27 protein-coding genes are annotated in these 24,634 nt (G+C 71.3%); 19 read left to right on the top strand and 8 right to left on the bottom strand.

Annotated features, from left to right (window positions below; genetic code table 11):
* Positions 1-3: 3 nt before the first annotated feature.
* A complete protein-coding gene (locus tag K1T35_RS18815; protein WP_220261425.1) occupies positions 4-678 on the bottom strand; it encodes an HAD family hydrolase in 675 nt (224 codons plus the stop codon).
* A 216-nt stretch (positions 679-894) separates the two neighbouring features.
* Here K1T35_RS18815 and K1T35_RS18820 point away from each other — a divergent pair, with 216 nt between their 5' ends.
* Entirely contained in the window at positions 895-2,250 is a 1,356-nt protein-coding gene (locus K1T35_RS18820) for an MFS transporter (protein ID WP_220261426.1), read from the top strand.
* Positions 2,251-2,283: 33 nt separating this feature from the next.
* Positions 2,284-3,894 (top strand): PucR family transcriptional regulator, encoded by a 1,611-nt coding sequence (locus K1T35_RS18825; RefSeq protein ID WP_255622214.1) that lies wholly within the window; start codon positions 2,284-2,286, stop codon positions 3,892-3,894.
* 79 nt (positions 3,895-3,973) lie between these two features.
* Here K1T35_RS18825 and K1T35_RS18830 read toward each other — a convergent pair whose 3' ends face one another.
* Positions 3,974-4,891: a LysR family transcriptional regulator gene (locus K1T35_RS18830; RefSeq protein ID WP_220261427.1), complete on the bottom strand. Its 918-nt coding sequence runs from the start codon at positions 4,889-4,891 to the stop codon at positions 3,974-3,976.
* A gap of 102 nt (positions 4,892-4,993) precedes the next feature.
* Between K1T35_RS18830 and K1T35_RS18835 the strand changes: the two genes are divergently transcribed.
* The 10 genes from K1T35_RS18835 to hpaD are packed head-to-tail and all read left to right on the top strand — an operon-like array spanning position 4,994 to position 15,589.
* The gene (locus tag K1T35_RS18835) at positions 4,994-6,184 is read left to right on the top strand and encodes a cytochrome P450 (RefSeq protein WP_220261428.1); all 1,191 of its coding nucleotides are present in this window, start codon (positions 4,994-4,996) and stop codon (positions 6,182-6,184) included.
* 14 nt (positions 6,185-6,198) lie between these two features.
* Complete coding sequence (locus K1T35_RS18840) at positions 6,199-6,525, top strand: 2Fe-2S iron-sulfur cluster-binding protein (RefSeq protein ID WP_220261429.1); 327 nt, start codon at positions 6,199-6,201, stop codon at positions 6,523-6,525.
* Entirely contained in the window at positions 6,503-7,738 is a 1,236-nt protein-coding gene (locus K1T35_RS18845; protein ID WP_220261430.1) for an NAD(P)/FAD-dependent oxidoreductase, read from the top strand. The genes K1T35_RS18840 and K1T35_RS18845 overlap by 23 nt, the downstream gene beginning before the upstream one ends.
* 8 nt (positions 7,739-7,746) lie before the next feature.
* Positions 7,747-8,925 carry a cytochrome P450 gene (locus K1T35_RS18850; RefSeq protein ID WP_220261431.1) on the top strand — a complete coding sequence of 393 codons (1,179 nt, stop codon included), beginning with the start codon at positions 7,747-7,749 and terminating at the stop codon, positions 8,923-8,925.
* 53 nt (positions 8,926-8,978) lie between these two features.
* A complete protein-coding gene (locus K1T35_RS18855; protein WP_370645456.1) occupies positions 8,979-10,001 on the top strand; it encodes an MFS transporter in 1,023 nt (340 codons plus the stop codon).
* 12 nt (positions 10,002-10,013) lie between these two features.
* Positions 10,014-11,441 (top strand): fumarylacetoacetate hydrolase family protein, encoded by a 1,428-nt coding sequence (locus K1T35_RS18860; protein WP_220261433.1) that lies wholly within the window; start codon positions 10,014-10,016, stop codon positions 11,439-11,441.
* A complete protein-coding gene (locus K1T35_RS18865) occupies positions 11,438-12,097 on the top strand; it encodes a GntR family transcriptional regulator (protein ID WP_220261434.1) in 660 nt (219 codons plus the stop codon). Before K1T35_RS18860 ends, K1T35_RS18865 begins: the two co-directional genes overlap by 4 nt.
* Positions 12,094-13,026, top strand: coding sequence for a 4-hydroxy-tetrahydrodipicolinate synthase (dapA, locus tag K1T35_RS18870; RefSeq protein ID WP_220261435.1), 933 nt, complete (start codon positions 12,094-12,096; stop codon positions 13,024-13,026). The genes K1T35_RS18865 and dapA overlap by 4 nt, the downstream gene beginning before the upstream one ends.
* Positions 13,023-14,516 (top strand): 5-carboxymethyl-2-hydroxymuconate semialdehyde dehydrogenase, encoded by a 1,494-nt coding sequence (hpaE, locus tag K1T35_RS18875; protein ID WP_220261436.1) that lies wholly within the window; start codon positions 13,023-13,025, stop codon positions 14,514-14,516. The genes dapA and hpaE overlap by 4 nt, the downstream gene beginning before the upstream one ends.
* A 2-nt stretch (positions 14,517-14,518) precedes the next feature.
* Entirely contained in the window at positions 14,519-15,589 is a 1,071-nt protein-coding gene (gene hpaD / locus K1T35_RS18880; protein WP_255622222.1) for a 3,4-dihydroxyphenylacetate 2,3-dioxygenase, read from the top strand.
* Between the two features lie 53 nt (positions 15,590-15,642).
* On the opposite strand, the gene K1T35_RS18885 is transcribed toward hpaD, so the two are convergent.
* The 5 genes from K1T35_RS18885 to K1T35_RS18905 form a co-directional block, all read right to left on the bottom strand.
* The gene (locus tag K1T35_RS18885; protein WP_255622225.1) at positions 15,643-16,212 is read right to left on the bottom strand and encodes an ATP-binding protein; all 570 of its coding nucleotides are present in this window, start codon (positions 16,210-16,212) and stop codon (positions 15,643-15,645) included.
* Positions 16,213-16,296: 84 nt separating this feature from the next.
* On the bottom strand, positions 16,297-16,692 hold the full coding sequence (locus tag K1T35_RS18890; RefSeq protein WP_220261438.1) for an STAS domain-containing protein: 396 nt from the start codon (positions 16,690-16,692) through the stop codon (positions 16,297-16,299).
* 311 nt (positions 16,693-17,003) lie between these two features.
* The gene (locus K1T35_RS18895) at positions 17,004-17,411 is read right to left on the bottom strand and encodes a hypothetical protein (protein ID WP_220261439.1); all 408 of its coding nucleotides are present in this window, start codon (positions 17,409-17,411) and stop codon (positions 17,004-17,006) included.
* 13 nt (positions 17,412-17,424) lie between these two features.
* Positions 17,425-17,601, bottom strand: a complete 177-nt coding sequence (locus K1T35_RS18900) for a hypothetical protein (protein ID WP_220261440.1) — start codon at positions 17,599-17,601, stop codon at positions 17,425-17,427.
* A 57-nt stretch (positions 17,602-17,658) separates the two neighbouring features.
* Positions 17,659-17,823, bottom strand: a complete 165-nt coding sequence (locus K1T35_RS18905) for a hypothetical protein (RefSeq protein WP_220261441.1) — start codon at positions 17,821-17,823, stop codon at positions 17,659-17,661.
* A 407-nt stretch (positions 17,824-18,230) separates the two neighbouring features.
* Here K1T35_RS18905 and K1T35_RS18910 point away from each other — a divergent pair, with 407 nt between their 5' ends.
* The 7 genes from K1T35_RS18910 to K1T35_RS18940 all read left to right on the top strand — a co-directional run bounded on the left by K1T35_RS18910 (position 18,231) and on the right by K1T35_RS18940 (position 23,574).
* On the top strand, positions 18,231-19,682 hold the full coding sequence (locus K1T35_RS18910) for an amidase (RefSeq protein WP_220262701.1): 1,452 nt from the start codon (positions 18,231-18,233) through the stop codon (positions 19,680-19,682).
* A 19-nt stretch (positions 19,683-19,701) separates the two neighbouring features.
* Positions 19,702-19,905: a PfkB family carbohydrate kinase gene (locus K1T35_RS18915; protein ID WP_255622608.1), complete on the top strand. Its 204-nt coding sequence runs from the start codon at positions 19,702-19,704 to the stop codon at positions 19,903-19,905.
* 140 nt (positions 19,906-20,045) lie between these two features.
* Positions 20,046-20,699: a dienelactone hydrolase family protein gene (locus K1T35_RS18920; RefSeq protein WP_220261442.1), complete on the top strand. Its 654-nt coding sequence runs from the start codon at positions 20,046-20,048 to the stop codon at positions 20,697-20,699.
* 183 nt (positions 20,700-20,882) lie between these two features.
* Positions 20,883-21,365 carry an ATP-binding protein gene (locus K1T35_RS18925; protein ID WP_255622229.1) on the top strand — a complete coding sequence of 161 codons (483 nt, stop codon included), beginning with the start codon at positions 20,883-20,885 and terminating at the stop codon, positions 21,363-21,365.
* 1 nt (position 21,366) lies between these two features.
* On the top strand, positions 21,367-22,134 hold the full coding sequence (locus tag K1T35_RS18930) for a tRNA(His) guanylyltransferase Thg1 family protein (RefSeq protein WP_220261443.1): 768 nt from the start codon (positions 21,367-21,369) through the stop codon (positions 22,132-22,134).
* A 274-nt stretch (positions 22,135-22,408) separates the two neighbouring features.
* Complete coding sequence (locus tag K1T35_RS18935) at positions 22,409-23,323, top strand: serine protease (protein WP_220261444.1); 915 nt, start codon at positions 22,409-22,411, stop codon at positions 23,321-23,323.
* A complete protein-coding gene (locus K1T35_RS18940) occupies positions 23,320-23,574 on the top strand; it encodes a carboxypeptidase-like regulatory domain-containing protein (RefSeq protein ID WP_220261445.1) in 255 nt (84 codons plus the stop codon). Before K1T35_RS18935 ends, K1T35_RS18940 begins: the two co-directional genes overlap by 4 nt.
* Before the next feature lie 156 nt (positions 23,575-23,730).
* Here K1T35_RS18940 and K1T35_RS18945 read toward each other — a convergent pair whose 3' ends face one another.
* Positions 23,731-24,582 (bottom strand): helix-turn-helix domain-containing protein, encoded by an 852-nt coding sequence (locus K1T35_RS18945; protein WP_220261446.1) that lies wholly within the window; start codon positions 24,580-24,582, stop codon positions 23,731-23,733.
* Positions 24,583-24,634 lie beyond the last annotated feature (52 nt).

The following is a 24,634-nucleotide window of genomic DNA, read 5'->3' on the forward strand; positions in this document are numbered from 1 at the left end:
CGGTTAGAGCCCCAGCAGCGCAGGGAGTTCGGACAGGTCGCGGATCTCGTCGTAGGGATGGTAATGGTCACTGCCCTTGACGCCGTACCGGTTGACCCAGACGCGGCGATGGATGCCGAGGGCCTTGGTGGGCATGATGTCGTACTCCCAGCCCTGCGCGACGTGGGTGATCTGGTCGCGCGTCTGGGGAAGCACCTCGAAGAGCTTCTCGAAGGCCTCGCGCCGTGGCTTGTAGGCGCGCGCCTGCTCAGCGGTGACGACGTGGTCGAACGGCACGCCGATGGCATCGAGGTGGTAGGGGATCAGGTCGTCGTCGCTGTTGGTCAGGATGGCGATGTCGTAGCGCTCCTTGAGCCTGCGCAGCGCGTCCGGCACCTCGGGGAAGGCGGGGAACCCCTCCGCGGCGGCGATCAACCGGTCGTAGTCCTCGTCGCGGAACTCGACGCCGTGCAGCAGCATGCAGTGCTCGAGCGTGTCGCGGACGATGTCGCGGTAGCGCCGGTAGGGCCGCTGCACGACCCCCTGGAACCGCATGACGCGCAGGTCGTCGAGGAACACGTCGTGGCCGACGCCGATCTCGTCGAGACGGTCGCGGACGATGGGCAGCGTCTCGCGGTTGAGGTCGAAGTCGACGAGGGTGCGATAGCAGTCGAAGGTCACGACTTGCCGTGCGTTCATGGCGGGTTCCTCTGTCTCACTCGCGGACGGGCTCGTGCACTTCCCGGGTGCCTTTCCAACATGTAGCGCAACGGTCATGGCGGGGATACACGGCGGCGGAGACTCGGAACGTCGTGTCAAGTGGACCTGCCGACGAGGTGACAATCTGCGTCTGTCCGCGTGGGGTGACGCCGCGCACAGTGGTCGGAATTCGCCTTCCGACGAGAGGCCGTGCCGATGACGACCAGCTTGGACGATGTCCCCGTCACCCGGTTCCACCGCCGCCTGGTGGCGATCGCGATGGGTGGGCCGTTCTGCGACGGATACCTGCTCGGCATCATCGCGGTGGCGCTGAGCCAGATCACGCCGCAGCTGCAGCTGGGGTCGGTGTGGTCCGGCCTGATCGCCAGCTCCGCGCTGATCGGCGTGTTCGCCGGCGCGATGATCTTCGGCGCGATCACCGACCGGATCGGGCGGCGGTTGATGTACGTGCTCAACCTCGCGGTGTTCGTCGCGGCATCCATCCCCCAGTTCTTCGTGACCGAGGCCTGGCAGCTGTTCGTGCTGCGCCTGGTCATCGGGATCGCCGTCGGCGCCGACTACCCGATCGCCTCGGCCATCACGGCCGAGCTGGTGCCCCGCAAGCTCCGCGGACCCGCGCTCGCCGGGCTGATCCTGTCGTGGTGGGTCGGCTACGGCATCAGCTACTGGGTCGGTCTCGGCATGACCTACCTCGGCGACGACGGCTGGCGCTGGATGCTGCTGTCCGGAGCTGTTCCGGCGTTCCTGTTCCTGCTCGTGCGTGCCGGCGTGCCCGAGTCACCACGCTGGTTGGCGAGCAGGGGCCGGCTGGACGAGGCGACCGCGATCGTGCGGCGCTACGTCGGGCCCGACGTGCGGCTCGACGACCTGGTGCGGGAGGGATCGGCGCCACGGCGGGGCGGCTCCGGGTTGGGCAACATCGGTGAGCTGTTCCGCCGCGGCTACACCAAGCAGGTCGTGTTCTGCTCGACGTTCTTCCTGTGCCAGGTGGCGACGGGCTACGCCATCCGCACCTTCCAGCCGCAGATCCTCGAGTCGATGGGCGTCGGCAACGCGACCGAGAGTGCGGCGGTGATGATGCTGATCCCGATCCTGGGTGTCGCGACCGGCCTGTTCCTGGTCAACCGGGTCGGTCGGCGCCCACTGCTGATCGGCAGCTTCATCGCGATCTTCGTCTCGCTGTTCTGCCTCGCCGTGCTGCCGCTGCACCTGGCCCTGCCGATCGTCCTGCTGTTCGTGGTGTTCCACTTCGCCGAGGCAGCAGGCAGCGCGCTGCAGTTCCTGTATCCCAGCGAGCTCTTCCCCACCGATCTTCGGGCGACGGGGGTGGGGTTCGCGTCGGCGATGAGCCGGTTCGGCTCGGCCGGGGGCACGTTCTTCCTGCCGCTGCTCATCGCCGGGGTCGGCAACACCGCAACGCTGCTGATCGGCGCGGTCATCACACTCGTCGGCCTCGGCGTCTCGCTGGCCATCGCCCCGGAGACGAGGGGCCTTGCGCTGGCCACCGCGAGCGGTACCGCCACGTCCGCGGGGGAGAAGGCGCTGTCGTGACGGTGACGACGTGAACCCGCTGGTCCCACGACCGTGACGCGCGTTGCGGCCGACACCCGGCAGGTGCAGGGTGTGCCGGTGAGTGACGGCGGGACGATGACGGTGGCCGAGGTGCTCGCCCTGCCGGTGCTGGCTCGAGGCCTGCCGAAGGTGCTGGCGGGCCATGACCGGTTGGACCGGCCGGTCCGGTGGGTGCACGTCACCGAATGGGCGAGCCCCGCCTCGGCGCTGCGCGGGGGTGAGCTCGTGCTCACCACGGGACTCGGTTTCCCGGCGCGGCTGGACGACTACGCGGCCGAGCTCGCCGACATCGGCGCGGCAGCCGTCGTGCTCGAGCTCGGCCGTTGCTACCGGGAGACGCCGTACGAGCTGGTCGCCGGGTGTCGCTCGCGAGGCGTGCCGCTGGTCGTCCTGCACCGCGGGGTCAAGTTCGTCGACGTGACCCAGGAGGTGCACGCGATGATCCTCACCGGCCAGCTGCGCACGCTCCGCTCGGCGCAGCGCATCCACGACACGTTCACCGCGCTGTCCCTCCGCGGTGCGGGGGCCGACGAGATCGTCAGGGCAGCGGCGACGATGACCGGCCGGGCCGTCGTGCTGGAGAACCTGGCGCACCAGGCGCTGGTGTGCGCGCCCGGCGAACTTGGCCTGGAAGAGGTGCTCAACCGGTGGGAGGAGCGATCCCGCGCCACGCCGTCGGCCGCGGAGCGCACCGGGGTCTGCGGGCAGGAAGGCTGGCTGGTCACGTCGGTGGAGTTCCGCGGGCAGCGATGGGGCCGGCTGGCCATGCTGCCCGACAACCCCGCCGAGCAGCAGTTCCACAGCGAGCACGTCATGGTCCTCGAGCGCGCGGCCATCGCGCTCACACTGGCTCGGCTGACGCACGAGTCGCGATGGGAGGAGCAGGCCCACCGGGATGCGTTGCTCGACGTGCTCGAGCGGCGGCAGCTGTCATGGCGCGACACCCGGTCCAGGATCACCGCGCTCGGCGTGCCGACGCACGGGCGCAGGCTGGCCGTCGTGATGGTGCGCGCCGACGACCGGGCGGGCCTGCTCGACAAGCTGCGGACGCGGCTGGAAGGCAGCGCACTCGTGGGCGACCTCGGCGAACGGGGCGTCGGCGTGCTGCTGGCGTTCCGCGAACCCGGCGGCTGGCGCCAGCTCGCCGAGGAGATCGCCACGCTGGCCGGCACCGCCGTTCACGTCGGGGCGGAGGTGGGTGAGCTGTCCGAGGTGGCCCTTTCCGCGGCCGAGGCGGAACAGGTCGCGGATGCCGTCCCGGCGGGTGGACCGCGGCAGGTCTACACGGTGAGCGACATCGGCCTTCCCGAGTTGCTCTACTCCCTGCGGGACGACCCCCGGGTGCAGGCCTACGCCGAGCGCCAGCTGGCGCACTTGCTCGCTCACGACCAGCGGCACGGCACCGACCTACTGGCCACATTGCGCCACTTCCTGGGCGCCGCCGGGAACAAGTCGATCGCCGCGCGGCGGAGCCACCTCTCCCGCCAGGCGCTCTACCAGCGGCTGAGCCTCATCGGCCAGATCCTCGACGGCGATCTCGAGTCCGGCGACCTCCGCGCCCAGCTGCACGTCGCGGTGGCGGCACTCGATGCCCAGCGCGCGCGGCGATCGGCCGGTGCCTGAGCGCGGCGGTGCAGCAGCAGCGGACGACCTCGGCGATGCAGGATCCGCACGCAGCTTCTCGGCCGTCAACGGTAGATGATCATCGCATGCGTGGGTCGATCTCGTGGGCGTGTTCGGTGGCGAAGGTGACGAGGGCCGCGGCGCGGTCCGAGAGCCGCACGTGCCGCGGCCAGATCATCCGCACTCCTCCGCTCGGGTCGGCGGGCGTGATCTCCCTGACGGCCAGCGGCAGGCCCTCGTAGGAGCGGTCGACGGCGGGCCGCTGGATGAGGATCGAGTAGCCCAACCCGCGGGCGACCAGCGCACGGGTGAGCTCGAAGTCGGAGGTGCGCTGCGCGACCCGCGGGGTGATGCCGGCCCGTTCGAACAGCAGGAGCGTGTGTTGTGCCGCCGGCGGGATGTCGAGCATGATCATCGGCTCGGCCGCCAGGTCGGCCAGACCGACGACCTCCTGCGCGGCGAGGGGGTGGCCGTCGGGCAACAGCGCGTAGGCGGGTGCCCGGTACAGCAGCACGGAGTCCAGCCCGTCCGGCAGTGCGATGTCGTAGCCGATCGAGAGGTCCAGCGCCCCGGCGAGTAGCCGATCGGGCAGCTCGAGCTGGCTGCCCGTCACGACGGTGAGCTCGACCTTCGGGTGGTGCTTCGTGATCCATTCCATGAGCATCGGCACGATCGTCGGCGCCATGGTGACGTAGCAGCCGAGGACCAGTGGCCCGGCGAGCTCCGTGCCGCCGCTGGCTGCGGCGAGCTCCAGCTCCTCGGCGTCGCGCAGCAGCGTCGAGGCGCGCTCGCGGAGGTAGGCGCCGGTCGGCGTGAGCGCCACGCCGTGCGCCTTGCGCCTGACCATCAGCTGGGTGTGCAGAACGCGCTCCAACTCGGTCATCGCCGACGCCACCGCGGTGGGCGTGACGTGCAGTTTCTCCGCCGCCCCGCTGATCGAGCCCGCCTCGGCGACCGCGACGAAGTAGGCGAGCTGCCGCAACGTGTACGCCGTCATACCGAACTCCTGCTTGGGATTCGTCGAAGTTCTTTGAACTTTACGTGTGGAGATGGCCGCGCTCACACTTCTCCACGTCTCCAATGCGGGAGGACGTCGACGATGACAGTGGAAGCGACCAGGGCCGAGCCCATCCCGGTGGCGGAGTGGGTGACCATCCCGGACCTGTACGCCGACCCGTACCCGATCTACCGGCGGCTGCGTGCGGTGGCCCCGATCCACTGGGTCCCGGCCGTGAACCGCTACCTCGTGATCGGCTACGACGCCTGCCACACGATCGAGTTGGACCAGGAGCGGTTCTCGGCCGACGAGACCGGCTCGTTGATGAAGCGGTCGATGGGGCACAGCATGCTCCGCAAGGACGACCCGGAGCACGACGCCGAGCGGAGATCGTACGGCGGCGTGCTGCGCCCGAAGGCGATCAAGCAGCACTGGCAGGCGGTGTTCGAGCGCAACGCCACGACATACCTGGGCCGGCTGCGTGCCGCCGGGCCGGGCGCGGACCTCGTGGCCGAGTTCGCCGCGCCGTACGCGGCGGAGAACCTGCGGGCTGTCCTCGGGTTCCACGGCGCGACCCAGGAGGACATGCAGCGCTGGTCGCAGACCCTCATCGACGGCACCGGCAACTACGCCGACGACCCGGAGGTGTGGGCGGCAGCGGAGCGGTCGTCCCGCGAGGTCGACGAGGCGATCGACGAGATGCTGCCCCACCTGCGGGCGAACCCGGACGCCAGCCTGCTGTCCCAGCTGAGCGGCATGCCGATGCCACTGGAGGCGCTGCGCGCGAACCTCAAGATGACGATCGGCGGTGGGCTGAACGAGCCGAGGGACGCCGTCGCGACCACGGCGTGGGCGCTGCTCTCGCACCCGGAGCAGCTGGCGAGCGTGCTCGCGGGCGGCCGGTGGGCGGAGGCGTTCGAGGAGTCCATCCGCTGGGTCGCGCCGATCAGCATGTACCCCCGCCAGGCCACCCGCGACACCGAGCTCGCCGGCATGGCCGTACCTGCGGGCGCGCGCATGGGCGTGGTCGTCGGCGCCGCCAACCGCGACCCCGTGGTGTTCACCGACCCCGAGTCCTACGACATCGACCGGCCGAGGAAGCCGCACCTCGCGTTCGGCGGCGGCAGCCACTTCTGCGCCGGCGCCTGGATCGCAAGGGCGTCGGTGGTGGGAGGCGCGTTGCCGAGGCTCTTCGCCGAGCTCCCCGGCCTGCGCCTCGACCCGGCCCGGCCTGCGGTCGTGGGCGGCTGGGTGTTCCGCGGCGTGCTCGGCCTGCCCGTGCTGTGGGACTGACGAAGGAGCATCGCATGCCGAAGGTGATCTACCACCACGAGGACGGCGCGACCGAGACGGTCGCCGCCGACGCGGGCTCGAACGTGATGCGGGCCGCCGTGCAGAACGGAGTCGCCGGCATCGTCGGCGAGTGCGGCGGGCAGGCGATGTGCGCCACCTGCCACGTCTACGTGCGCGAGGCCCACCTCGACTCCCTTCCCGAGATCGGCGAGGACGAGGAGGAGATGCTCGACTGCACGGCCGCGCCACGGGACGAGCGGCGCAGCAGGCTCGGTTGCCAGCTGACGCTCGGCGGTGACCTCGAGGAGGTCGAGGTCGATGTGCCCGCGACCCAGATCTGAGCGAGTCGTCGTCATCGGCGCCGGTCACGCCGGGGTTCAGGTGGCCGACTCGCTGCGGGCCGCCGGTCACGACGGGCCGCTGGCGGTCGTGGGGGACGAGCCCGCGCCGCCGTACCAGCGGCCGCCGCTGTCGAAGGAGCACCTCGCGTCCACCGGGACGGCCATGCCGTTGCGGGCCGAGCGCTTCTTCCGGGAGAACCGGATCGAGCTGCGCACCGGGGTCACCGCGACCGCGATCGACCGCGCCTCGCGGATCGTCCACCTCGACGACGGCGGCACGGTGCCGTACGACGTCCTGGTGCTCGCCACCGGGGCGGCCAACCGAACCCCCGCGGTCCCCGGGGCGGACCTGCCCGGGGTCCACGCCCTGCGCACCCTCGCCGACGCCGATGAGGTGGCTGCTGCGCTGCCTCGGGCGCGGTCGGTGCTCGTGGTCGGCGCCGGGTTCATCGGGCTCGAGGTCGCGGCGGCCGCCCGTGCGCGCGGCCTGCCGGTGACGGTCCTCGAGGCCGCGGACCGCCCGCTGGGCAGGGCCGTGTCGCCGGTGATGGCCGAGCACCTCGCCGACGCCCACCGGCGCATGGGCACGACGTTGCGTCTCGGCGAGGCCGTCGCGGCCTTCACCGGCCGCGGCGTCGTGAGCAGCGTGGGCCTCGAGTACGCCACGGATCTCGTGGTCGTCGGCATCGGCGTGGTGGCGCGCACCGCGCTCGCCGCGGCGGCCGGGCTGCCGGTGTCGGACGGGATCGTCGTGGACGAGAACCTGCGCACCGCCGACCCGGCGATCTACGCCGTGGGCGACTGCGCGAGCCACCCCAGCGCGCACACCGGCACCCGGATCCGGCTCGAGTCGGTGCAGAACGCGACCGATCAGGCTCGGCACGTCGCCACCGCGATCCTCGGCGACAGTGGCTCTGGTCCGTACGCCGAGCTGCCGTGGTTCTGGAGCCACCAGGGCCCGCTGAAGCTGCAGATCGCGGGCGTCCGCCTGCCCGACGACGAGAGCGTGCCGTGCGGCGATCCCGCCACCGGCCGGTTCTCCGTCTGCTGCTTCCGGGACGGCCGGCTCGTTGCCGTCGAGTCGCTCAACCGGCCCGCGGACCACATCGCGGCGCGCCGCCTGCTGAGCGCCGGGCGGTCGCCGCACCCCGGCCAGGTCGGTGATCCGGCGTTCAGCCTCAAGGACTTCGCCCGGCGGCCCGTCGCGGCATGAGGAGCCTCATGACAACTCCGGTTGCAGAGTGGGTCGAGCCCGTCGAGATGCTGGCCGACCCCTATCCCACCTATCGCAGGCTGCTGGACGAGTCACCCATTGCATGGGTGCCGGCGCTGAACCGGTACCTGGCCACGTCCGCGGCGGCCTGCCGGGCGATCGAGGAGGACCAGCAGACCTACACCGCGAACGTGAGCGGTGGCAGCGCGCTGATGGCCAGGGCACTCGGCGCCCGGCCGATGTTGCGCAAGGACGACCCCGAGCACGCCGCCGAGCGGCGGCCGATCAACCCCACCCTCCGACCGAAGACGCTTCGCGGGCGGTGGGCGCCGGTGTTCGAGCGCAACGCGCGCACCCAGCTGGCGGTGCTGCGCGAGCGCGGCCCGGACGACGCCGACCTGAACCGCGACTACGCCGGTCCGGTCGCGGCGCAGAACCTGATCGACCTCCTCGGCCTGACGGGCGCCGGGGTCGACGACATGCAGCGGTGGTCGCACGCGTTCATCGCAGGCACCGGCAACCTGCACGACGACCCCGACATCTGGCGGCGCTGCGACGAGGCCCGCCGCGAGGTCGACGCGCTGCTGGACGAGCTGATCCCGCACTACCGCGCGCACCCCGACGACACGATCACCTCGGCGCTCGTCCACGCCGGGCTCCCGCTGGGCGACGTCGCCGCGAACGTCAAGCTGACGATCTCCGGCGGCATGAACGAGCCGCAGCACGTGGTGACGAACGCGGTGTGGGCGCTGTCGCGGCACCCCGGCCAGCGCGACCGGGTGCTCACCGACCCGTCCCAGTGGCCCGCCGTGTTCGACGAGACCGTCCGGTGGCTCTCGCCGATCGGCATGTACCCGCGGGAGACCACGAGGCCGGTCGTGCTGCACGACGTGCCGCTCCCCGCCAGGGCGCCGATCGGCGTGGTCGTGGCCGCGGCCAATCGCGACGCCACGGCGTTCGAGCGGCCCGACGCGTTCGACATCGCGCGCCCACGCGAGCCGCACCTGGGCTTCGGCAGCGGAACGCACCTGTGCGCCGGGCACTGGGCGGCCCGCATCTCCGTCGGCGAGATCGCCGTACCGCTGCTGTACGCCGAGCTCCCGGGCCTGCGCACCGACCCCCGCCGCGCCGAGGAGTGGCACGGCTGGGTCTTCCGCGGGCTCACCACGCTCCCCGTCACCTGGTAGTCGCACCCAACCCCCGAGGAACCGATATGAACTCCACGAGGCGGCGGGTGGCGATGGCCACCGTCATCGGCACCACCATCGAGTGGTACGACTTCTTCATCTACGGCACGGCCGCGGGCCTCGTGTTCTCCCAGCTGTTCTTCGCCCCGGCAGGCGCGGAGATCGGGCTGCTGCTCTCGTTCGCTACGGTCGGGATCAGCTTCGTCTTCCGCCCGCTCGGAGCGTTCCTCGCCGGGCATTTCGGCGACCGGATCGGGCGGCGCGCGATGCTCGTGCTCACCCTGGTGCTGATGGGCGGCGCGACGAGCCTCATCGGGCTGCTGCCCACCTACGAGACCGCGGGCATGCTCGCGCCCGTCCTGCTGCTCGTCCTGCGCATCCTGCAGGGCATCTCCGCAGGCGGGGAGTGGGGCGGCGCCGTGCCGATGGCCGTCGAGCACGCCCCGCGGGACCGCCGTGGCCGCGCCGGGGCGTTCCCACAGCTCGGCGTGCCGCTGGGCATGCTGCTCGCCTCCGGCGTCACGGCCCTCATGACCGGCGTGATCGCGCCGGGGCCCGCGTTCCTCGAATGGGGCTGGCGCGTCCCGTTCCTGCTGAGCGTGGTGCTGATCGGCGTCGGCTACGTCGTGCGCCGCTCGGTCGACGAGAGCCCCGTCTTCGCCGAGATGGCCGAGAGGAAGCAGCGGACGACGGTGCCGGTCGTGGAGCTGTTCTGCAAGCATGGGCTGCTGGTCGTGCTCGCGGCGCTCATCTTCGCCGGCAACAACGCCGCCGGTTACATGACCACCGGTGGGTTCATCACCAGCTACGCCACCAACCCCGACGGGCCGGTCGGCCTCGGCCGCACACCGGTGCTGCTGGCGATCACCGGCGCCGCCGGGCTGCTCCTGCGGGACCGCCCCGGCATCGACCTCGGGGTGGACAACCAGGCCGAACAGGAGGCCGGCGCGACCGTTCTCGGCGCCCGTCGCGAACTGGGACGGCGCCGGTCACGTGAGGGCACTTCCGTGCGTCCGCGGGGTCGCGTCGTGACCCGAGAAGATATACGATCCCGTACACGATCGGATGCGACGTGAAGGAGCCCGTACATGGACGCGGTGACCGAGTTACTCGGGAGGCGACCGGGCAAGATCATTGCGGTCCACCTCAACTACCCGTCGCGCGCGGCGCAGCGGGGGCGGACGCCCGGCGCGGCGTCGTACTTCCTGAAGCCGTCCTCGTCGCTGGCCGGCTCAGCGGCCGTGGAGCGGCCGCGGGGCACGGAGCTGCTCGCCTTCGAGGGGGAGATCGCCCTCGTGATCGGGAAGCAGGCCCGGCACGTGCAGCCGGAGGACGGCTGGTCGCACGTGGGCTGGGTGACGGCGGCCAACGACATCGGGTTGCAGGACCTGCGCACCGCCGACCGCGGTTCGAACGTGCGCTCCAAGGGCGGTGACGGCTACACCCCGCTCGGGCCGTCGCTGCTGCCCGCGGCCGAGCTGGACCCGGAGCGGCTGCGGGTGCGCACCTGGCTGGACGGGGAGCTGGTGCAGGACGACACCAGCGACACGCTGCTGTTCGGCTTCGCGCACCTGGTGGCCGACCTGTCCCGCATGCTCACGCTCGAGGAGGGCGATGTCGTCCTCACCGGCACCCCGGCGGGCGCATCCGTAGCGCAGCCGGGACAGGTCGTCGAGGTCGAGGTGAGCACCGTCGACGGGACGCGCAGCACCGGTCGGCTGCGCACCGAGGTCGTCGACGGCCTACCGCTCGCACCGTGGGGATCGCCCCCGCACGTCGACGACGCCGTACGGGCCGACGCGTGGGGCACACCGCCCGCGCAGGGGCCGATGCTGCCCGACGAGCTGCGCGAGCGGCTGAACCGCGTCGCCGTCGCCACGTTGTCGGTGCAGCTGCGCAGGCGGGGGTTCGACGACGCGAGCATCGACGGCGTCCGCGCACTCGTGCCGGGCAGGCGGCTGGTCGGCACCGCGCGCACACTGCGTTTCGTCCCGTTCCGGCCCGACCTGTTCGCCTCGCACGGCGGCGGCTACAACGCGCAGAAGCGCGCGGTGGACTCCCTCCGGGAGGGCGACGTGCTCGTCATGGAGGCCCGCCGCGACCCGACCGCGGGCACGCTCGGCGACATCCTCGCGCTGCGGGCCCAGGTCCGCGGCGCGGCCGGGATCGTCACCGACGGCGCCGCCCGCGACGCCGCCGCGATCGCCGCCCTCGACCTGCCGGTCTACACCTCGGGACAGCATCCCGCGGTGCTCGGTCGCCGGCACGTGCCGTGGGAGACGGACGTGACGATCGCCTGCGGCGGCGCCACCGTGCAGGTCGGTGACGTGATCGTCGCCGACGACGACGGCGCGGTCGTGATCCCGCCGGGCCTTGTCGAGGACGTGCTCGCGGCCGCGGAGCAGCAGGAGCGCGAGGAGGCGTGGATCGCGGGCCGGGTGGCGGACGGCGCCGGGCTGGAGGGCCTGTACCCGCTGGCGGGAGAGTGGCGGCAACGCTACGAGGAGTCCCGGTGACCCTCCCGACCGCCTCGAAGGTCGACCTCGCCCACGACCTCATCCGCGGCCGCATCCGCGACGGCGCCTACACCCCCGGCTATCGGCTGGTGCTGGGCACGCTGGCCAAGGAGCTGGGCGTCTCCACGGTGCCGGTGCGCGAGGCGGTGCGGCGGCTGGAGGCCGAGGGCCTCGTCGAGGTGGTGCGCAACGTCGGCGCGACCGTCCGCGGGCTGGACCCCGTCGAGTACCGGTGGACGGTGGAGACGCTCGCCGTCGTCGAGGGCGCCGCCACCGGCATGGCCGCCGCCCACCTGTCCGCCACCGCACTCGCCGAAGCGCGGCGGCTCAACGCCGCAATGCGCGATGGCCTCGACGACCTCGACCCCCTGCGCCACTCACGGCTCAACGAGCGCTTCCACCGGGTGCTCGCCGATCCGTGCCCCAACCCCCACCTGCTCGACCTCGTCGAGCGCGGGTGGACACGGGTGTCCGCCCTGCGCTCGTCGGTGTTCTCCTTCGTGCCGGAGCGCGCGGCCGAGGCCGTGCGCGAGCACGACGCCCTCCTCGGCCTCATCGCACGCGGCGCACCCGCGGCCGAGATCGAGGCCGCCACCCGGGCCCACCGCGAGGCCACCCTGCACGCCGTCCTGCACCACACGAAGGGATCAGCATGAGATTCCGCTCCGACCCCGCGCAGATCCGCGGCTCGATCGCGCCACTGGTCACCCCGTTCACGAATACGGGCGACGTCGACCACGACGGCCTGCGCAGGCTCGTGCGCTGGCAGCTGGAGGCGGGCACCCACGGGATCTCGCTCGGCGGGTCGACCGGGGAGCCGTCGGCGCAGTCGATCGCCGAACGCGCCGAGGCCATCCGGACCGTCGCCGGGGAGATCGGCGACCGCGTGCCGTTCCTGCCCGGCACCGGTTCGGCCAAGCTCGCCGAGACCCTGGAACTCACCGCGGCCGCCCGGGACGCCGGAGCGGACGCGGTCCTCGTGATCACGCCGTACTACGCGCGCCCCACCCAGGAGGCGCTGTACGTGTGGTACTCGACGGTCGCTCGGGAGTTCCCCGACCTGCCGATCGTCGCCTACAACGTCCCCTCCCGCACCGCCGTCGAGATCACCCCGGAGACGGTCGGGCGGCTGTTCCGCGACCACGACAACTTCGTCGGGGTCAAGGAGACCACCAAGGACTTCGAGCACTTCTCCCGCGTGCTGCACGCCGCGGGCCCCGACCTGCTCGTCTGGTCGGGAATCGAGCTCCTGTGCCTGCCGATCCTGCCGCTGGGCGGCGCCGGCTTCGTCTCCGCGCTGGCCAACATCGCGCCTGCCGCCGTCGCCGAGATGTACGACGCGGCCGTGGCGGGCGACGCGCAACGGGCCCGGGAGATCCACTTCGGCGTGCACCCGCTCGTGGACCTGCTGTTCGTCGAGACCAACCCGGCGCCGGCGAAATGGCTGATGAAGGAGCGGGGCCTGATCGCGAGCGACCACGTCCGGCCGCCGCTGATCCCGCTCACCGAGGCCGGCCAGTCGACGGTGCGTGCACTCGCCGCCGCAGGCGAGCGGTACCTCACCCCGGTCGGGGTGCCCGCATGATCCCCACCGGGCTCCCCACCCATCTGCAGCACTTCATCGACGGCAAGCCGTGCGACTCCATCGGTGGCGCCACGTTCGAGGTGCTCGACCCGGTCTCCAACCGCACCTACGCCACGGCGGCCGCCGGCCAGGCCGAGGACGTCGACGCCGCCGTCGCCGCGGCCCAGCGGGCCTTCACCGACGGTCCGTGGCCCACGATGGCGCCCCGGGCACGGGCCCGCGTCCTGAACCGGATCGCCGACCTCGTCGAGGCACAGGACGCCCGGCTCGCCGAGCTGGAGACGTTCGACACCGGCCTGCCGATCACCCAGGCGCTCGGCCAGGCACAGCGGGCCGCGGAGAACTTCCGGTTCTTCGCCGACCTGATCGTCGGCCAGACCGACGACGCCTACAAGGTGCCCGGCCGCCAGATCAACTACGTCAACCGCAAGCCGGTGGGCGTCGCCGGGCTGATCACGCCGTGGAACACCCCGTTCATGCTGGAGTCATGGAAGCTCGCCCCCGCGATCGCGGCGGGCTGCACCGTGGTGCTCAAGCCCGCGGAGTTCACCCCGCTCTCGGCGAGCCTGTGGGCGGAGATCTTCACGGACGCCGGGCTGCCCCATGGCGTGTTCAACCTCGTCAACGGCATCGGCGAGGAGGCGGGCGCCGCCCTTGTCACGCACCCCGGCACGCGGCTGATCTCGTTCACCGGGGAGACCACCACCGGCCAGACGATCTTCCGGGAGGCGGCGTCGCACCTCAAGGGGCTGTCGATGGAGCTGGGCGGCAAGTCCCCTGTGGTGATCTTCGCCGACGCCGATCTGGACGCGGCGCTGGACTCGTCGCTCTTCGGTGTCTTCTCCCTCAACGGTGAGCGATGCACGGCGGGCTCGCGCATCCTCGTGCAGCGCGGCGTTTACGACGAGTTCGTGCGGCGCTACGCCGCGCGGGCGCGCGCCATCGTCGTCGGGGACCCGCACGACCCGAAGACCGAGGTCGGCGCGCTCGTGCACCCGGAGCACTACGAGCGCGTGCTGAACTACGTCGAGATCGGCACGACCGAGGGACGGCTCGTCGCGGGTGGCGGCCGGCCCGAGCACCTCACCGAGGGCAACTACCTCGCCCCCACCGTCTTCGCCGATGTACCGCCGACGGCACGGATCTTCCAGGAGGAGATCTTCGGGCCGGTCGTCGCGCTCACCCCGTTCGACGACGAGGCGGAGGCGATCGCACTCGCCAACGACGTGAAGTACGGGCTCGCAGGCTACGTCTGGACGCGGGACCTGACCCGCGGCCACCGCGTGGCCCAGTCGATCGAGGCCGGCATGGTCTGGCTGAACTCGCACAACGTGCGCGACCTGCGCACCCCGTTCGGCGGGGTGAAGGCATCCGGCCTCGGCCACGAGGGCGGCCACCGCTCCATCGACTTCTACACCGAGGAACAGGCCGTGCACGTCACGCTCGCCGAGGTGCACACGCCCCGGTTCGGCATCACGGAAAGGCCCTGACGATGGCCCAGACGATGGTCCCGCCACCCGACGTCATCCGCTGCGCCTACGCCGAGCTCGTCGTCACCGACCTCGCCGCGGCCCGGTGGTTCTACGTCGACCTGCTCGGTCTCGTCGTCACCGCCGAGGAGCCCGACGCGATCTACCTGCGCGCCTTCGAGGAGTACCTGCACCACTCCCTCGTGCTCCGGCAGGGCGAGGTGGCCGCATGCGCGCGGCTCGCGTACCGCGTGCGATCGGCCGCGGAAGTGGACCGTGCCGAGGAGTACTACCGGGCGCTCGGCGTCCGGGTCGAACGGGTGCCGGCCGGGGCGACCCGGGGCATCGGCGAAGCGGTGCGGATCGAGGACCCGCTCGGCTTCCCCGTCGAGTTCTTCTTCGACGCCGAGCACGTCGAGCGCCTCACCCAGCGCTACGACCTGCACGGCGCGGGGGCGATCAGCCGGCTCGACCACTTCAACGTCGTCACGCCGGACGTCCCGGCCGCGCAGCGCTACTACGAAGGCCTCGGGTTCAGGGTGTCGGAGGACATCGAGGACGCAGAGGGCACCGTCTACGCGGCTTGGCTGTACCGCAAGCCGACGGTGCACGACGTCGCTCTCACCGGTGGCGACGGGCCCCGCCTGCACCACATCGCGTTCGCCACCCACGAACGCGGCCAGATCCTGCACCTGTGCGACCACCTCGGCGCTGCCCGCCGTTCCGACATGATCGAACGCGGCCCCGGCCGCCACGGCGTGTCCAACGCCTTCTACCTCTACCTGCGCGACCCCGACGGCCACCGCATCGAGATCTACACCCACGACTACTACACCGGCGACCCCGACAACCCCGTCGTCCGCTGGGACGTCCACGACAACCAGCGCCGCGACTGGTGGGGCAACCCCGTCGTCCCCTCCTGGTACGCCGAGGCCTCCCCGGTGCTCGACGTCGACGGCACACTGCAGCCGCTGCGCGAGCGGACGGAGGCCCGCGAGGCGGACGTGACGATCGGAGCCGACGGGTTCTCCTACACCCGTGCGGAGGAGGCAGGGGCGGGCCCGCGGGGGTTCAAGCTCGGCAGCCAGGTGTAACTGGCGGGACGGAACTCGGGCCCCCCATGGTGGTGGAGACGTAGGCCGGCGGTTCAGTTTCTGGGTGCTGGGGCACTGGTGATGGTCAGCTCCGTTCCACGCGGCGAATTCTGTTCGCCGCGGCGGACGGTGACGTGGGCGGCCAGTGCCGCGATCGCGGCGAGTCCGTGTCCCCGGTGTCCCTGGGCCGGGTTGACCGGCTTCCAGGCGCCGCGGTCGGCGACCCGCACCTGCACCCGCCAGCGCGGCCGAGCCCGCCCCTCGGGGTGTTCGGGCCGGGAGGGGGGCTCGGTGTCGAATCGCAGCCGGGCCTCGACATGGATCGGGCCCTCCGCGGTGTCCGGCGGATAGGCGTGTTCGGCGGCGTTGCTGATCGCCTCGCTGGTGATGAAGATCAGGTCATCGATCCATGCGGGTGGGAACCGCAACTGTTCCAGCCACCGCCGGAGCCGGGCCCGGCCCAACCAAGCGGCCGCCGGTACGGAACGGAGGGAGAACGAGATCGTCGGATCAGCGAGCGAGCCGTCGCCATCCGCTGCGCTCGGGTTCGATGTCGAGTGAGCCGTGTCGCGGGGTCGAGCCGGTTCCGGCGCGCTGGGGTCGACGTCACAGGGCGGCGCCATGAAGGCCAGTGTCACCCCTCCCGCAAATCGACGCAGCCCAAGCCCGCTGACACGGCTCCCGCCCTTCTTGCCGCGGCGCTGGGCTCAGCTGACGTCGACCTCCGGGCTGCCGGTCAGCGCGTCATCCAGCGTGTGGAACAGGCTCAGGACACGGCCGAGTCCGGACAGCTGCAAGGGGCGGATCACCGGTCTGGCCTCGTCCACCACGACCCGCAACGGCTGCAGAACGCCCGCCGACCGGTGGGCTTCGGCCAGGATGGCCAATCCGCGAGACGCGAGGAACGACACCGCTGTCAGATCGACCACGACCGGACGCATGCCGGCGTCGTTCAGCGCATGATCCAACGCTTCCCGCAGCTGCGCGGCCGTCGCGATGTCGACCTCACCCTCGACCGCCAAGACAACCGCGCCATTACGAGCCGCGCGGTGCAATGACATCAGCTCCTCCGGCGGTGGCATCCCACCGTGCCCGCTGCCCATCGTCCACACCGTACGCCGTGCTCGACCGTCCCCCGCGGTTCTGCCCGGCCCTTGTCGAAGGCGCCGCCTGGGCGCCGCGCAGTAGGCCTGAGTTGATCGGGACGCTAGAAATGCGGGTCCGGAGGAGGCGGCGGCGCCGGCGGAATCGGCGGCGACGGCTCCGGGCCAGGAGTCGGCGGCGGGGTCGGCTCGGGGCCCGGCACCGGCGGGCCCGGGTCCGGAGGCCGCGGCAGCGTGACCTCCGGTGCGAAGCGTGTGCGGTAGACCGCCGAGGTGGTCATATGCAGCACCCCCTTTCGAGTTCAGGAATGTCAGCGGGTGATGCGGGCGGCGAGCATCTGCTTGCCCTGCTCGGCACCCTTGCGGCTCTCGTTCTGCGCGCGCCGGAAGAACTCGGAGAGCTCCTCGTCGCCGGTGCGTTCGGGGTGGGTGTAGCGGGACGGGATCAGGTCGTGTTCGACGAACGCGGTGCTGCGCAGGACGACACCGCTTCGCGCGGCGAGCCGGTCGTCGGCGTCGGGGGTGCCGCGGCTGTCCCCGCCGACACCCGTCGGCCCGGCGGCCCGATCGGGGTCGCCGAGCGGGATGGGTGGGTGGTCGCGCCGGAGCTCCTCGTTCGCCGCTGCGTCCGCGTGGTGGTCGGGTGTGCCCGAGTTGTCGTGCTGCGCCCGGAGGCGGGCGCGTCGGACGTCGTAGTGGTGGCTGCCGGGTCGCGGCATCCGGGCCTCCTCGTCAGGTCTTGCTCTTCCCGCGTGCCGCCGAATGCTCGTGGCGGTCCTTCTTCGTCCGGACGTGGTCGCGTTGCTTGGACGCGCCGGTGGTGGCTCCGGCCTCGCTCGGTGACTCGCCGCGCCGATGCGCATCCCGGGCGGCGGCTCGGGTCTCGTCTGCGTTCGGCTTCTTGGCCATGTCTTGCGGGTTCCCGCGCAACCGGGGCTCATGCGTGGTGGGCTCCGGTCACCCCGATCACTCCCAGTCGTGTGCCTCTCGCTTCGCCTTGATGGGGTCCTCTCCCTTGTCCACCTTGCGCAGGGCCTCTCGCAGCTGCTCCTCGTCCATCTTCGAGTTGCCGCGGATGCCTGCCTCGTGTGCCTGCTGGCGCAGGTCCCGCAGCTCCTTGTCGTCTGCCATGCCGTCTCCTGCTGTCCTCGAGCCCCATCCAGGTCACCCAGGCTGAGCATGCCCACGACCCGGCCGTCCCGGACCACGGGCTCCTTCCTGCTGTGCGCGGTCGCCGTCGGGCTACCCGCGCGTGCCGTGACAGCAACGCGATCGAGCGCGTGCGTGGTTGGTTCGTGCCCTCACGTGCGGGCCGACGACGGCGGCACAGCGCGCAACCTGCCGTCGCCGGTCCACTCGATGAAGGCGATCTGAGTCATCAGCTCGGGCCGCACCAATGGGCGCCGCGCTCGCGCACGTCGTGCAGCGGGCGGGCGACTTTTCTGTGGCCGGAGACCAGCATGACGAGTTGAGACATCTATCCCGTTGTGCGAATCGGCATTTTATGGCCTCTCCAATACGCCGATACGGTCGGATTCATGGAGTGGAATTTTCCGACGGCCGAGGAACTCGTGGCTGCCTTGCGTGCCGGTGAGGTGACCTCGGTGGAGCTGACCGACGAGGCGATTGCCCGCATCGAGCGCGACGACAAGGTGATCAACGCGATCTGCGTGCGGGACTTCGACCGTGCGCGGATCGCCGCGCGCGGTGCCGACCAGGCGCGCGCCCGCGGCGAGGATCGGCCACTGCTTGGTATTCCGGTGACGGTCAAGGAGTCCTACGACATCGCCGGGCTGCCCACGACCTGGGGCATGCCGCTGTACCGGGACCATGTGCCGGCCGAGGATGCGGTACAGGTATCGCGGGTCAAGGCCGCCGGGGCGGTGGTGCTCGGTAAGACCAATGTGCCCTTGGGGCTGCAAGATCTGCAGAGCTTCAACGAGATGTACGGCACCACGAACAACCCGTGGGACCACGATCGTACGGCGGGCGGGTCCTCCGGCGGATCAGCGGCGGCCCTGGCGGCTGGATTCGGCGCGCTGTCCCTCGGCTCCGACATCGGCGGCTCGCTGCGCACGCCCGCACACTTCTGCGGTGTCTACGCGCACAAGCCGACCCTCGGGCTGGCGGCGAACCGCGGCATGATCCCGCCAACCACGCCGGCATTGCCGGTCGACCTCGACCTCGCCGTCGTCGGTCCGATGGCGCGGACCGCCCGCGACCTCACGCTCCTGCTCGACGTCATGGCCGGGCCGGACCCGCTGACGCTCGGCGTGGCGTACGAGTTGACCCTGCCGCCCGCACGCCATGAGAGACTCGGCGACTTCCGGGTCCTTGTCCTCGACGAGCATCCGTTCATTCCGACGGGATCCGCCGTGCTGGCGGGCGTGAACCGGGTGGCCGACGCGCTTGTCGACGGCGGCGCCCGCGTCGAACGGCACAGCCCGCTGCTGCCCGACCTGGCCGAAGCCGCGACGCTCTACACGCAGTTGCTGTTCTCGGGCTCCGTTGCGCGCCTTCCCGGCGAAGCGTACGAGCAGCTGCGGACCCGCGCCGCAGGCCTGAGCGCGGACGACCAGAGTCTCGGCGCGGCGCGGCTGCGCGGGATGGTGTTCAGCCACCGCGACTGGATCGAGGCGAACAACCGTCGCGAGCTCCACCGTCACGGCTGGCGGCAGCTCTTCGCCGAGTTCGACGCCGTGGTGTGCCCGATCACGCCGACTCCCGCGTTCCCGCACGACCACAATCCCGATCTGTTGGAACGCCGGATCGACATCGACGGCGTCGAGTACCCGTTCCTCGACCAGCTCGTCTGGGCTGGTCTGGCCACCATGCCCGGCCTGCCCGCCACCGCCATACCAGCGGGCCGGCCCTCCGAGGGTCTGCCGGTGGGGGTGCAGCTCATCGGTCCGATGTTCGAGGACCGCACCCCGCTGCGGCTGGCCGAACTGCTCGAGCAGAGGATCGGCGGCTTCCAGGCACCGAGGTAGGGCTGACCGTGAGCAGCTGATCGACGCGCCGGTGGTCGAGCCGACCGGGGCGGAGGACACGTTCGTCGCCGGGCTGGTCGCCGGGCTCGACCGCGGTCCGTACGAGGCGGCTCGCTGTGGCTCGGCGGCCGCGGCGCTGACCGTCGGTCATCTGGGCGGGCGCCCCGACCTGTCGCAGGACACGCTGCACCAGCAGGCATCCGGGACAGCCGCTCGAGGATGACGAGCGAGCCGAAGCGACCGACGTGCTGCGCGAGTGCTCGATGTCGCGTGCCGGCTGTGCGCGGAACCACGGCTAGGTGCCTGCATCGATCCGCGCGGGTAGCCCCGGTACGACAGGCAATCCGCTGTGAGGAGACGACCATGGCCCAGGCGAGCGCCACCCCGATTCGCATCACCCAGGCCGACGGCGTCGTCGTGGACGGCGACCTGGCAATCCCGGACGCGGCAACCGGGCTCGTCGTGTTCGCCCACGGCAGCGGCAGCAGCCGGCACAGCCGCCGCAACCGGCACGTCGCCAGCGCGTTGCAGCAACGCGGCCTCGCCACCCTGCTCATGGATCTGCTCACCCCCGACGAGGAAGCGATCGACGCGCAGACCAGCGAGTTCCGGTTCGATATCGAGCTGCTCGCCCGCCGCCTCGTGGGCGCCGCCGACTGGCTCGCGGACGAACCCAGCACCCGAAACCTGCGCCTCGGCTACTTCGGGGCGAGCACCGGCGCTGCGGCCGCGCTCGTCGCAGCCGCGCGCAACGACCGAGCCGCCGCCATCGTCTCCCGCGGCGGCCGCCCCGACCTCGCCGGCGGCCACGCCCTGCACGCAGTACGCGCCCCCACCCTGCTGATCGTCGGCGACCAGCAGGTGATCGAACTCAACGAGGTCGCCGAGGACCGGATGCCCGCCGAACGACAGCTCGTCATCGTCCCTGGCGCGACCCATCTGTTCGAAGAACCCGGCGCGCTGGACCGAGTCGCCGAACTCGCCGGCAACTGGTTCGTCCAGCACCTGACCGAGTAGCTCACTCGTCGGCGAACTCCTCGCCACCGGCCGATCACTCCTGATCACGCTCGGCACGGCGGAACATCCTTAGCGGTGGCGTGCCTAGCGAGTGGCTCCGGCGCCGTTGTGGGCGGCCGAACCGCCATGGACTCACCGAGGCCTTCCGCATCCTCGATGCATGATCGTGCAGACTTGCCCAGCGTGGCTGAAGGTGTCCGAGAGGTAGACGTGGTGATCCTCATCGGCCTGCAGGCATCGGGCAAGACCACCTTCTATCGGCAGCGGCTCGCCGCCGACCACACCCACGTCAGCAAGGACGCCTTCCCCAACGCGCGCAATCGCCAGCGGCGCCAGATGCGCCTCATCCACGACGCCCTGGCCGCCGGACGTAGCGTTGCGGTCGACAACACGAACCCCTCGCCCGAGGAGTGGCAGCCCATCATCGCGGTCGCCCGTGAGCACGCGGCGCGGGTCGTCGGTTACTGGTTCCCACCCGACGTCGCCGTCTCCATGAGTCGCAACGCCGCCCGGTCGGGGAAAGCCCGGGTGCCCGATGTCGGTTTGTACGCCACCCTCACACGGCTGCGGCGTCCGCGGCTGGTCGACGGGTTCGACGGGCTGCACGTCGTGGAGTCCGACGGAACGGGCGGATTCACGATCCGGCCCTTGAACGAGGAGGGTTGAGGTGGACGCCGACGAGTTCGAGGTGCGGCAACGCGCCCGCGAATGGTTCCACTCGATGCGGGTGCTGCCCGGCGCGTGGACGGTCGTCCGGGTGGACGGCCGCAGCTTTTCCCGCTTCACCGAGGAGCGCTTCGACAAGCCGTTCGACCTGCGGTTCTCCGCATTGATGGTCGAGACAGCGCAGACGCTGCTGACCGAGCTCGCAGGTCGCTACGCCTACACCGAGAGCGACGAGATCTCGGTCCTGCTCGATCCGTCGTTCGACCTGTTCGGCCGCGGCGTCGAGAAGATCGTCTCGATCTCGGCGGGCATCGCCTCCGCTGCGTTCACCCACGCCGCGGGCGAACCAGCGCACTTCGACGGCCGCGTCTGGATCGGCACCAGCACCACCGACGTCGCTGACTACTTCTCCTGGCGGCAGAGCGATGCCGCGCGCTGCGCCCTCAACGGCTGGTGCTACTGGACGCTGCGCAAGGACGGCAAGACCCGCGCGGAAGCCACCCGGGCCCTGGAACGAGCGACGATCGCGGACAAGAACGAGCTGCTGTTCGGGTACGGGATCAACTTCAACGACCTGCCCGCATGGCAACGCCGCGGCGTCGGCCTCTGGTGGGAGACCTACCAGCGCCCCGGGTACGACCCGATCCGCGAGATCGACGTCGCCGCCTCCCGACGTCGCGTCCACGTCGAGCGCGAGCTGCCGATGAAGGACGCGTACCGCGACGTCGTCGACCGGTTGCTCGCCGCCGAACGCGGCGCCGAAGCCTGAAAGAGATAATGAGCCGCAGTCACCGGCCGGTGGTTCCTGCCTCGATCGAAGTCCGCGAGCCGACCGGTGTCCGCTGCAAGGCCCCCCGGGCTCCCGCAGTTAGAACAGATTGGTGCGCACGGTCACCAACAGCGTGGACCGCCCGCACTCGCACATCGAATTGGTGTGCGAGCCCCCAGTGCCAATCGGCGAACCCGGGTGGGACACGTATCACCGATGCCGCTGTCGGCCTCATCGGTCAGCCGGCAGACGTGTACGCCACTGGGGAGTCGACATGATCGATCTGAAGTCGGTGACGAAGAGGGTCTCTAGCCTCGAGTCGGTAGTACCGCAGGAGGAGTCGCGGTTCACCACAGGTAGTCCCGGATCCGCGTCCAAAGAGGAGTCGCGCAGCAGCCGGCTGCTGGTGGCCGTCGGGAAGAGCGAGCCGATCGGGCCGATCGGCTCGCCGCTCGAGAGCGTGATCGGGATCGACCAGCGGGTACGCATCCTGGACACCGAGCTGTCGCCGTGGCGGATGATCTGTGCTCTGCGGATGCAGGCTCCGAACGGCGCCGCGGCGATCGGCACGGGTTGGTTCGTGGGCCCGCGCACCATCGTGACCGCGGGCCACTGCGTGCACAGCACGCAGTTCTTCGCCGGCTGGGCCGACACGATCGAGGTGATCCCCGGCCTGATCGGTGCCGGCCCGGTAGCCACCATGCGACCGTTCGGCAGCATCGCGAGCGGCAGGTTCTCCTCGGTGGACCGGTGGATCGACCAGGCAGACCCCGACTTCGACATCGGCTGCATCCACCTCGACGAACCGCTCGGGGATACGGTCGGCTGGTTCGCCATCGGGACGCTCTCGGTCGACGAGCTCACCGGGTTCCTGGTGAACATCTCCGGCTACCCGGGCGATCGAGGCAACGGCAACGAGCAGTACCATGCGGTGAACCGGGTGCTCCAGGTGTCGGACCGGCGGATCTTCTACGACGTGGACACGTTCGGTGGGCAGAGCGGTGCCCCGGTCTGGATCCAGGAGAGCGTCGAGTCGCCCCCGGTCGCGGTGGGCATCCACGCCTACGGGATCGGCGGGACGCCGGGCACCTTCGGGATCACCGCGAACTCCGCACCGCGGATCATCCCGGAGGTCTTCGACACCATCCGCGGCTGGATCGACGAGGACGGCGGGCTGCCGGCGGGATGAACGAAAGCGTGCCCTGCACGGGCCAGGTCGTCGGCCGCGACGGCCGGCCCGTGCCACACGCCTTCATCGTGATCGTCGACGGCCCGGCCCCGGTGCCCGAGATCGCCCTGGTGGCCGACGACGACGGACGCTTCTCCTTCGCCCTCCTGCCGGGGGAGTGGACGGTGCAGGCCCGCGGGGATGGCGGGGCCGGCGAGACCCGGGTAGCCGTGAGCCCGCCGGAGATCGGCTTCGTGATAACCATCCCCTGATCCACCGCGCAGCCCGCTGGTCGAGTAGCGGAGGCGGCCTGCGCCGGAGCGTATCGAGACCCCCTCTGCTTCTGGTGGGAGCGCGGGGAGGTGGTCTCGATACGGGCCGCCGCTGGCGCGTCGGCCCTACTCGACCACCGGGTTTCGCGGGCTTGATCACGCCCGTGCGAGGCGGCATTGGTGCGCCAGGACCTGCAACGCGTCGGCGGAGCTCGGGTCGTTCGGAGTGTAGATCTCGAGCCGGTGGTCGGGACTGTCGGGCTGAAGCCACACCTGGTAGGCGACGTTCGCGGCGCCGACGGTGGGGTGCTGCAGCTCGATGGTCCCGACGGTGCAGTCCGCGACGTCCCCGCCCGCCCACATCCTGGCGAACTCGTCGCTGCGCATCGAGAGCTCCCCGATCAGCGCGGCCAGCCGGGCGTCGGTGGGATACCGGCCCGCGGTGAGCCGGAGGAACGCGACGTGGGCGGCCGCGACCTCGTCCCAGTTGCGGTACAGGTCGCGGGTGAGCGGGTCGAGGAAGACCATGCGCGGCATCGACGGCCGGTGTGCCGGGTCCGCAGGCGCGTCGAAGTCGACGTGCTCGGCCTTGAGCGCGTGACCGGCGCGGTTCCAGGCGAGCACGTCAGCGCGCCTGCCGAGCACGACCGCGGGCGTCGTGTCGCCGAGGGACCGCAGCAGCGCGAGTACGCGTGGATGGGGTTCCTCCGGCGGAGGTTCGGCGAGCCCGCGGCCGGCGGGTTGGCGAGCGAGGTTGTGCAGGTGGACGGTCTCGATCTCGTCGAGCTGCAGGACGCGCGCGATGGCGTCGAGAACCTGGGCGGACGCGGTCTCGGCCTGCCCCTGCTCCAGCCGCGTGTAGTACCCCGCGCTCACCCCCGCGAGCTGGGCGAGCTCCTCGCGGCGCAGGCCGGGCACGCGGCGGGCGGACCCGTGGGTGCGCAGGCCGATCCGGGCCGGGGTGACCCGATCACGACGGCTCTTCAAGAAGGCTCCGAGGCTCTCCACGACGCCGACGTTAGGCGGCACCGAGGCGCGGTGGGTACACCTGCTGGATCTA

Origin of the sequence: Pseudonocardia sp. DSM 110487 (assembly GCF_019468565.1) — a bacterium.
GTDB lineage: Bacteria > Actinomycetota > Actinomycetes > Mycobacteriales > Pseudonocardiaceae > Pseudonocardia.

Excerpts from the sequence above, each read along its gene's own strand:
- K1T35_RS18815 (WP_220261425.1), bottom strand. The coding sequence starts at position 678 with ATGAACGCACGGCAAGTCGTGACCTTCGACTGCTATCGCACCCTCGTC.
- K1T35_RS18820 (WP_220261426.1), top strand. The coding sequence starts at position 895 with ATGACGACCAGCTTGGACGATGTCCCCGTCACCCGGTTCCACCGCCGC.
- K1T35_RS18830 (WP_220261427.1), bottom strand. The coding sequence starts at position 4,891 with ATGACGGCGTACACGTTGCGGCAGCTCGCCTACTTCGTCGCGGTCGCC.
- K1T35_RS18835 (WP_220261428.1), top strand. The coding sequence starts at position 4,994 with ATGACAGTGGAAGCGACCAGGGCCGAGCCCATCCCGGTGGCGGAGTGG.
- K1T35_RS18840 (WP_220261429.1), top strand. The coding sequence starts at position 6,199 with ATGCCGAAGGTGATCTACCACCACGAGGACGGCGCGACCGAGACGGTC.
- K1T35_RS18845 (WP_220261430.1), top strand. The coding sequence starts at position 6,503 with ATGTGCCCGCGACCCAGATCTGAGCGAGTCGTCGTCATCGGCGCCGGT.
- K1T35_RS18850 (WP_220261431.1), top strand. The coding sequence starts at position 7,747 with ATGACAACTCCGGTTGCAGAGTGGGTCGAGCCCGTCGAGATGCTGGCC.
- K1T35_RS18855 (WP_370645456.1), top strand. The coding sequence starts at position 8,979 with ATGGCCACCGTCATCGGCACCACCATCGAGTGGTACGACTTCTTCATC.
- K1T35_RS18860 (WP_220261433.1), top strand. The coding sequence starts at position 10,014 with ATGGACGCGGTGACCGAGTTACTCGGGAGGCGACCGGGCAAGATCATT.
- dapA (WP_220261435.1), top strand. The coding sequence starts at position 12,094 with ATGAGATTCCGCTCCGACCCCGCGCAGATCCGCGGCTCGATCGCGCCA.
- hpaE (WP_220261436.1), top strand. The coding sequence starts at position 13,023 with ATGATCCCCACCGGGCTCCCCACCCATCTGCAGCACTTCATCGACGGC.
- hpaD (WP_255622222.1), top strand. The coding sequence starts at position 14,519 with ATGGCCCAGACGATGGTCCCGCCACCCGACGTCATCCGCTGCGCCTAC.
- K1T35_RS18885 (WP_255622225.1), bottom strand. The coding sequence starts at position 16,212 with ATGGCGCCGCCCTGTGACGTCGACCCCAGCGCGCCGGAACCGGCTCGA.
- K1T35_RS18890 (WP_220261438.1), bottom strand. The coding sequence starts at position 16,692 with ATGGGCAGCGGGCACGGTGGGATGCCACCGCCGGAGGAGCTGATGTCA.
- K1T35_RS18895 (WP_220261439.1), bottom strand. The coding sequence starts at position 17,411 with ATGCCGCGACCCGGCAGCCACCACTACGACGTCCGACGCGCCCGCCTC.
- K1T35_RS18900 (WP_220261440.1), bottom strand. The coding sequence starts at position 17,601 with ATGGCCAAGAAGCCGAACGCAGACGAGACCCGAGCCGCCGCCCGGGAT.
- K1T35_RS18905 (WP_220261441.1), bottom strand. The coding sequence starts at position 17,823 with ATGGCAGACGACAAGGAGCTGCGGGACCTGCGCCAGCAGGCACACGAG.
- K1T35_RS18910 (WP_220262701.1), top strand. The coding sequence starts at position 18,231 with ATGGAGTGGAATTTTCCGACGGCCGAGGAACTCGTGGCTGCCTTGCGT.
- K1T35_RS18920 (WP_220261442.1), top strand. The coding sequence starts at position 20,046 with ATGGCCCAGGCGAGCGCCACCCCGATTCGCATCACCCAGGCCGACGGC.
- K1T35_RS18935 (WP_220261444.1), top strand. The coding sequence starts at position 22,409 with ATGATCGATCTGAAGTCGGTGACGAAGAGGGTCTCTAGCCTCGAGTCG.
- K1T35_RS18940 (WP_220261445.1), top strand. The coding sequence starts at position 23,320 with ATGAACGAAAGCGTGCCCTGCACGGGCCAGGTCGTCGGCCGCGACGGC.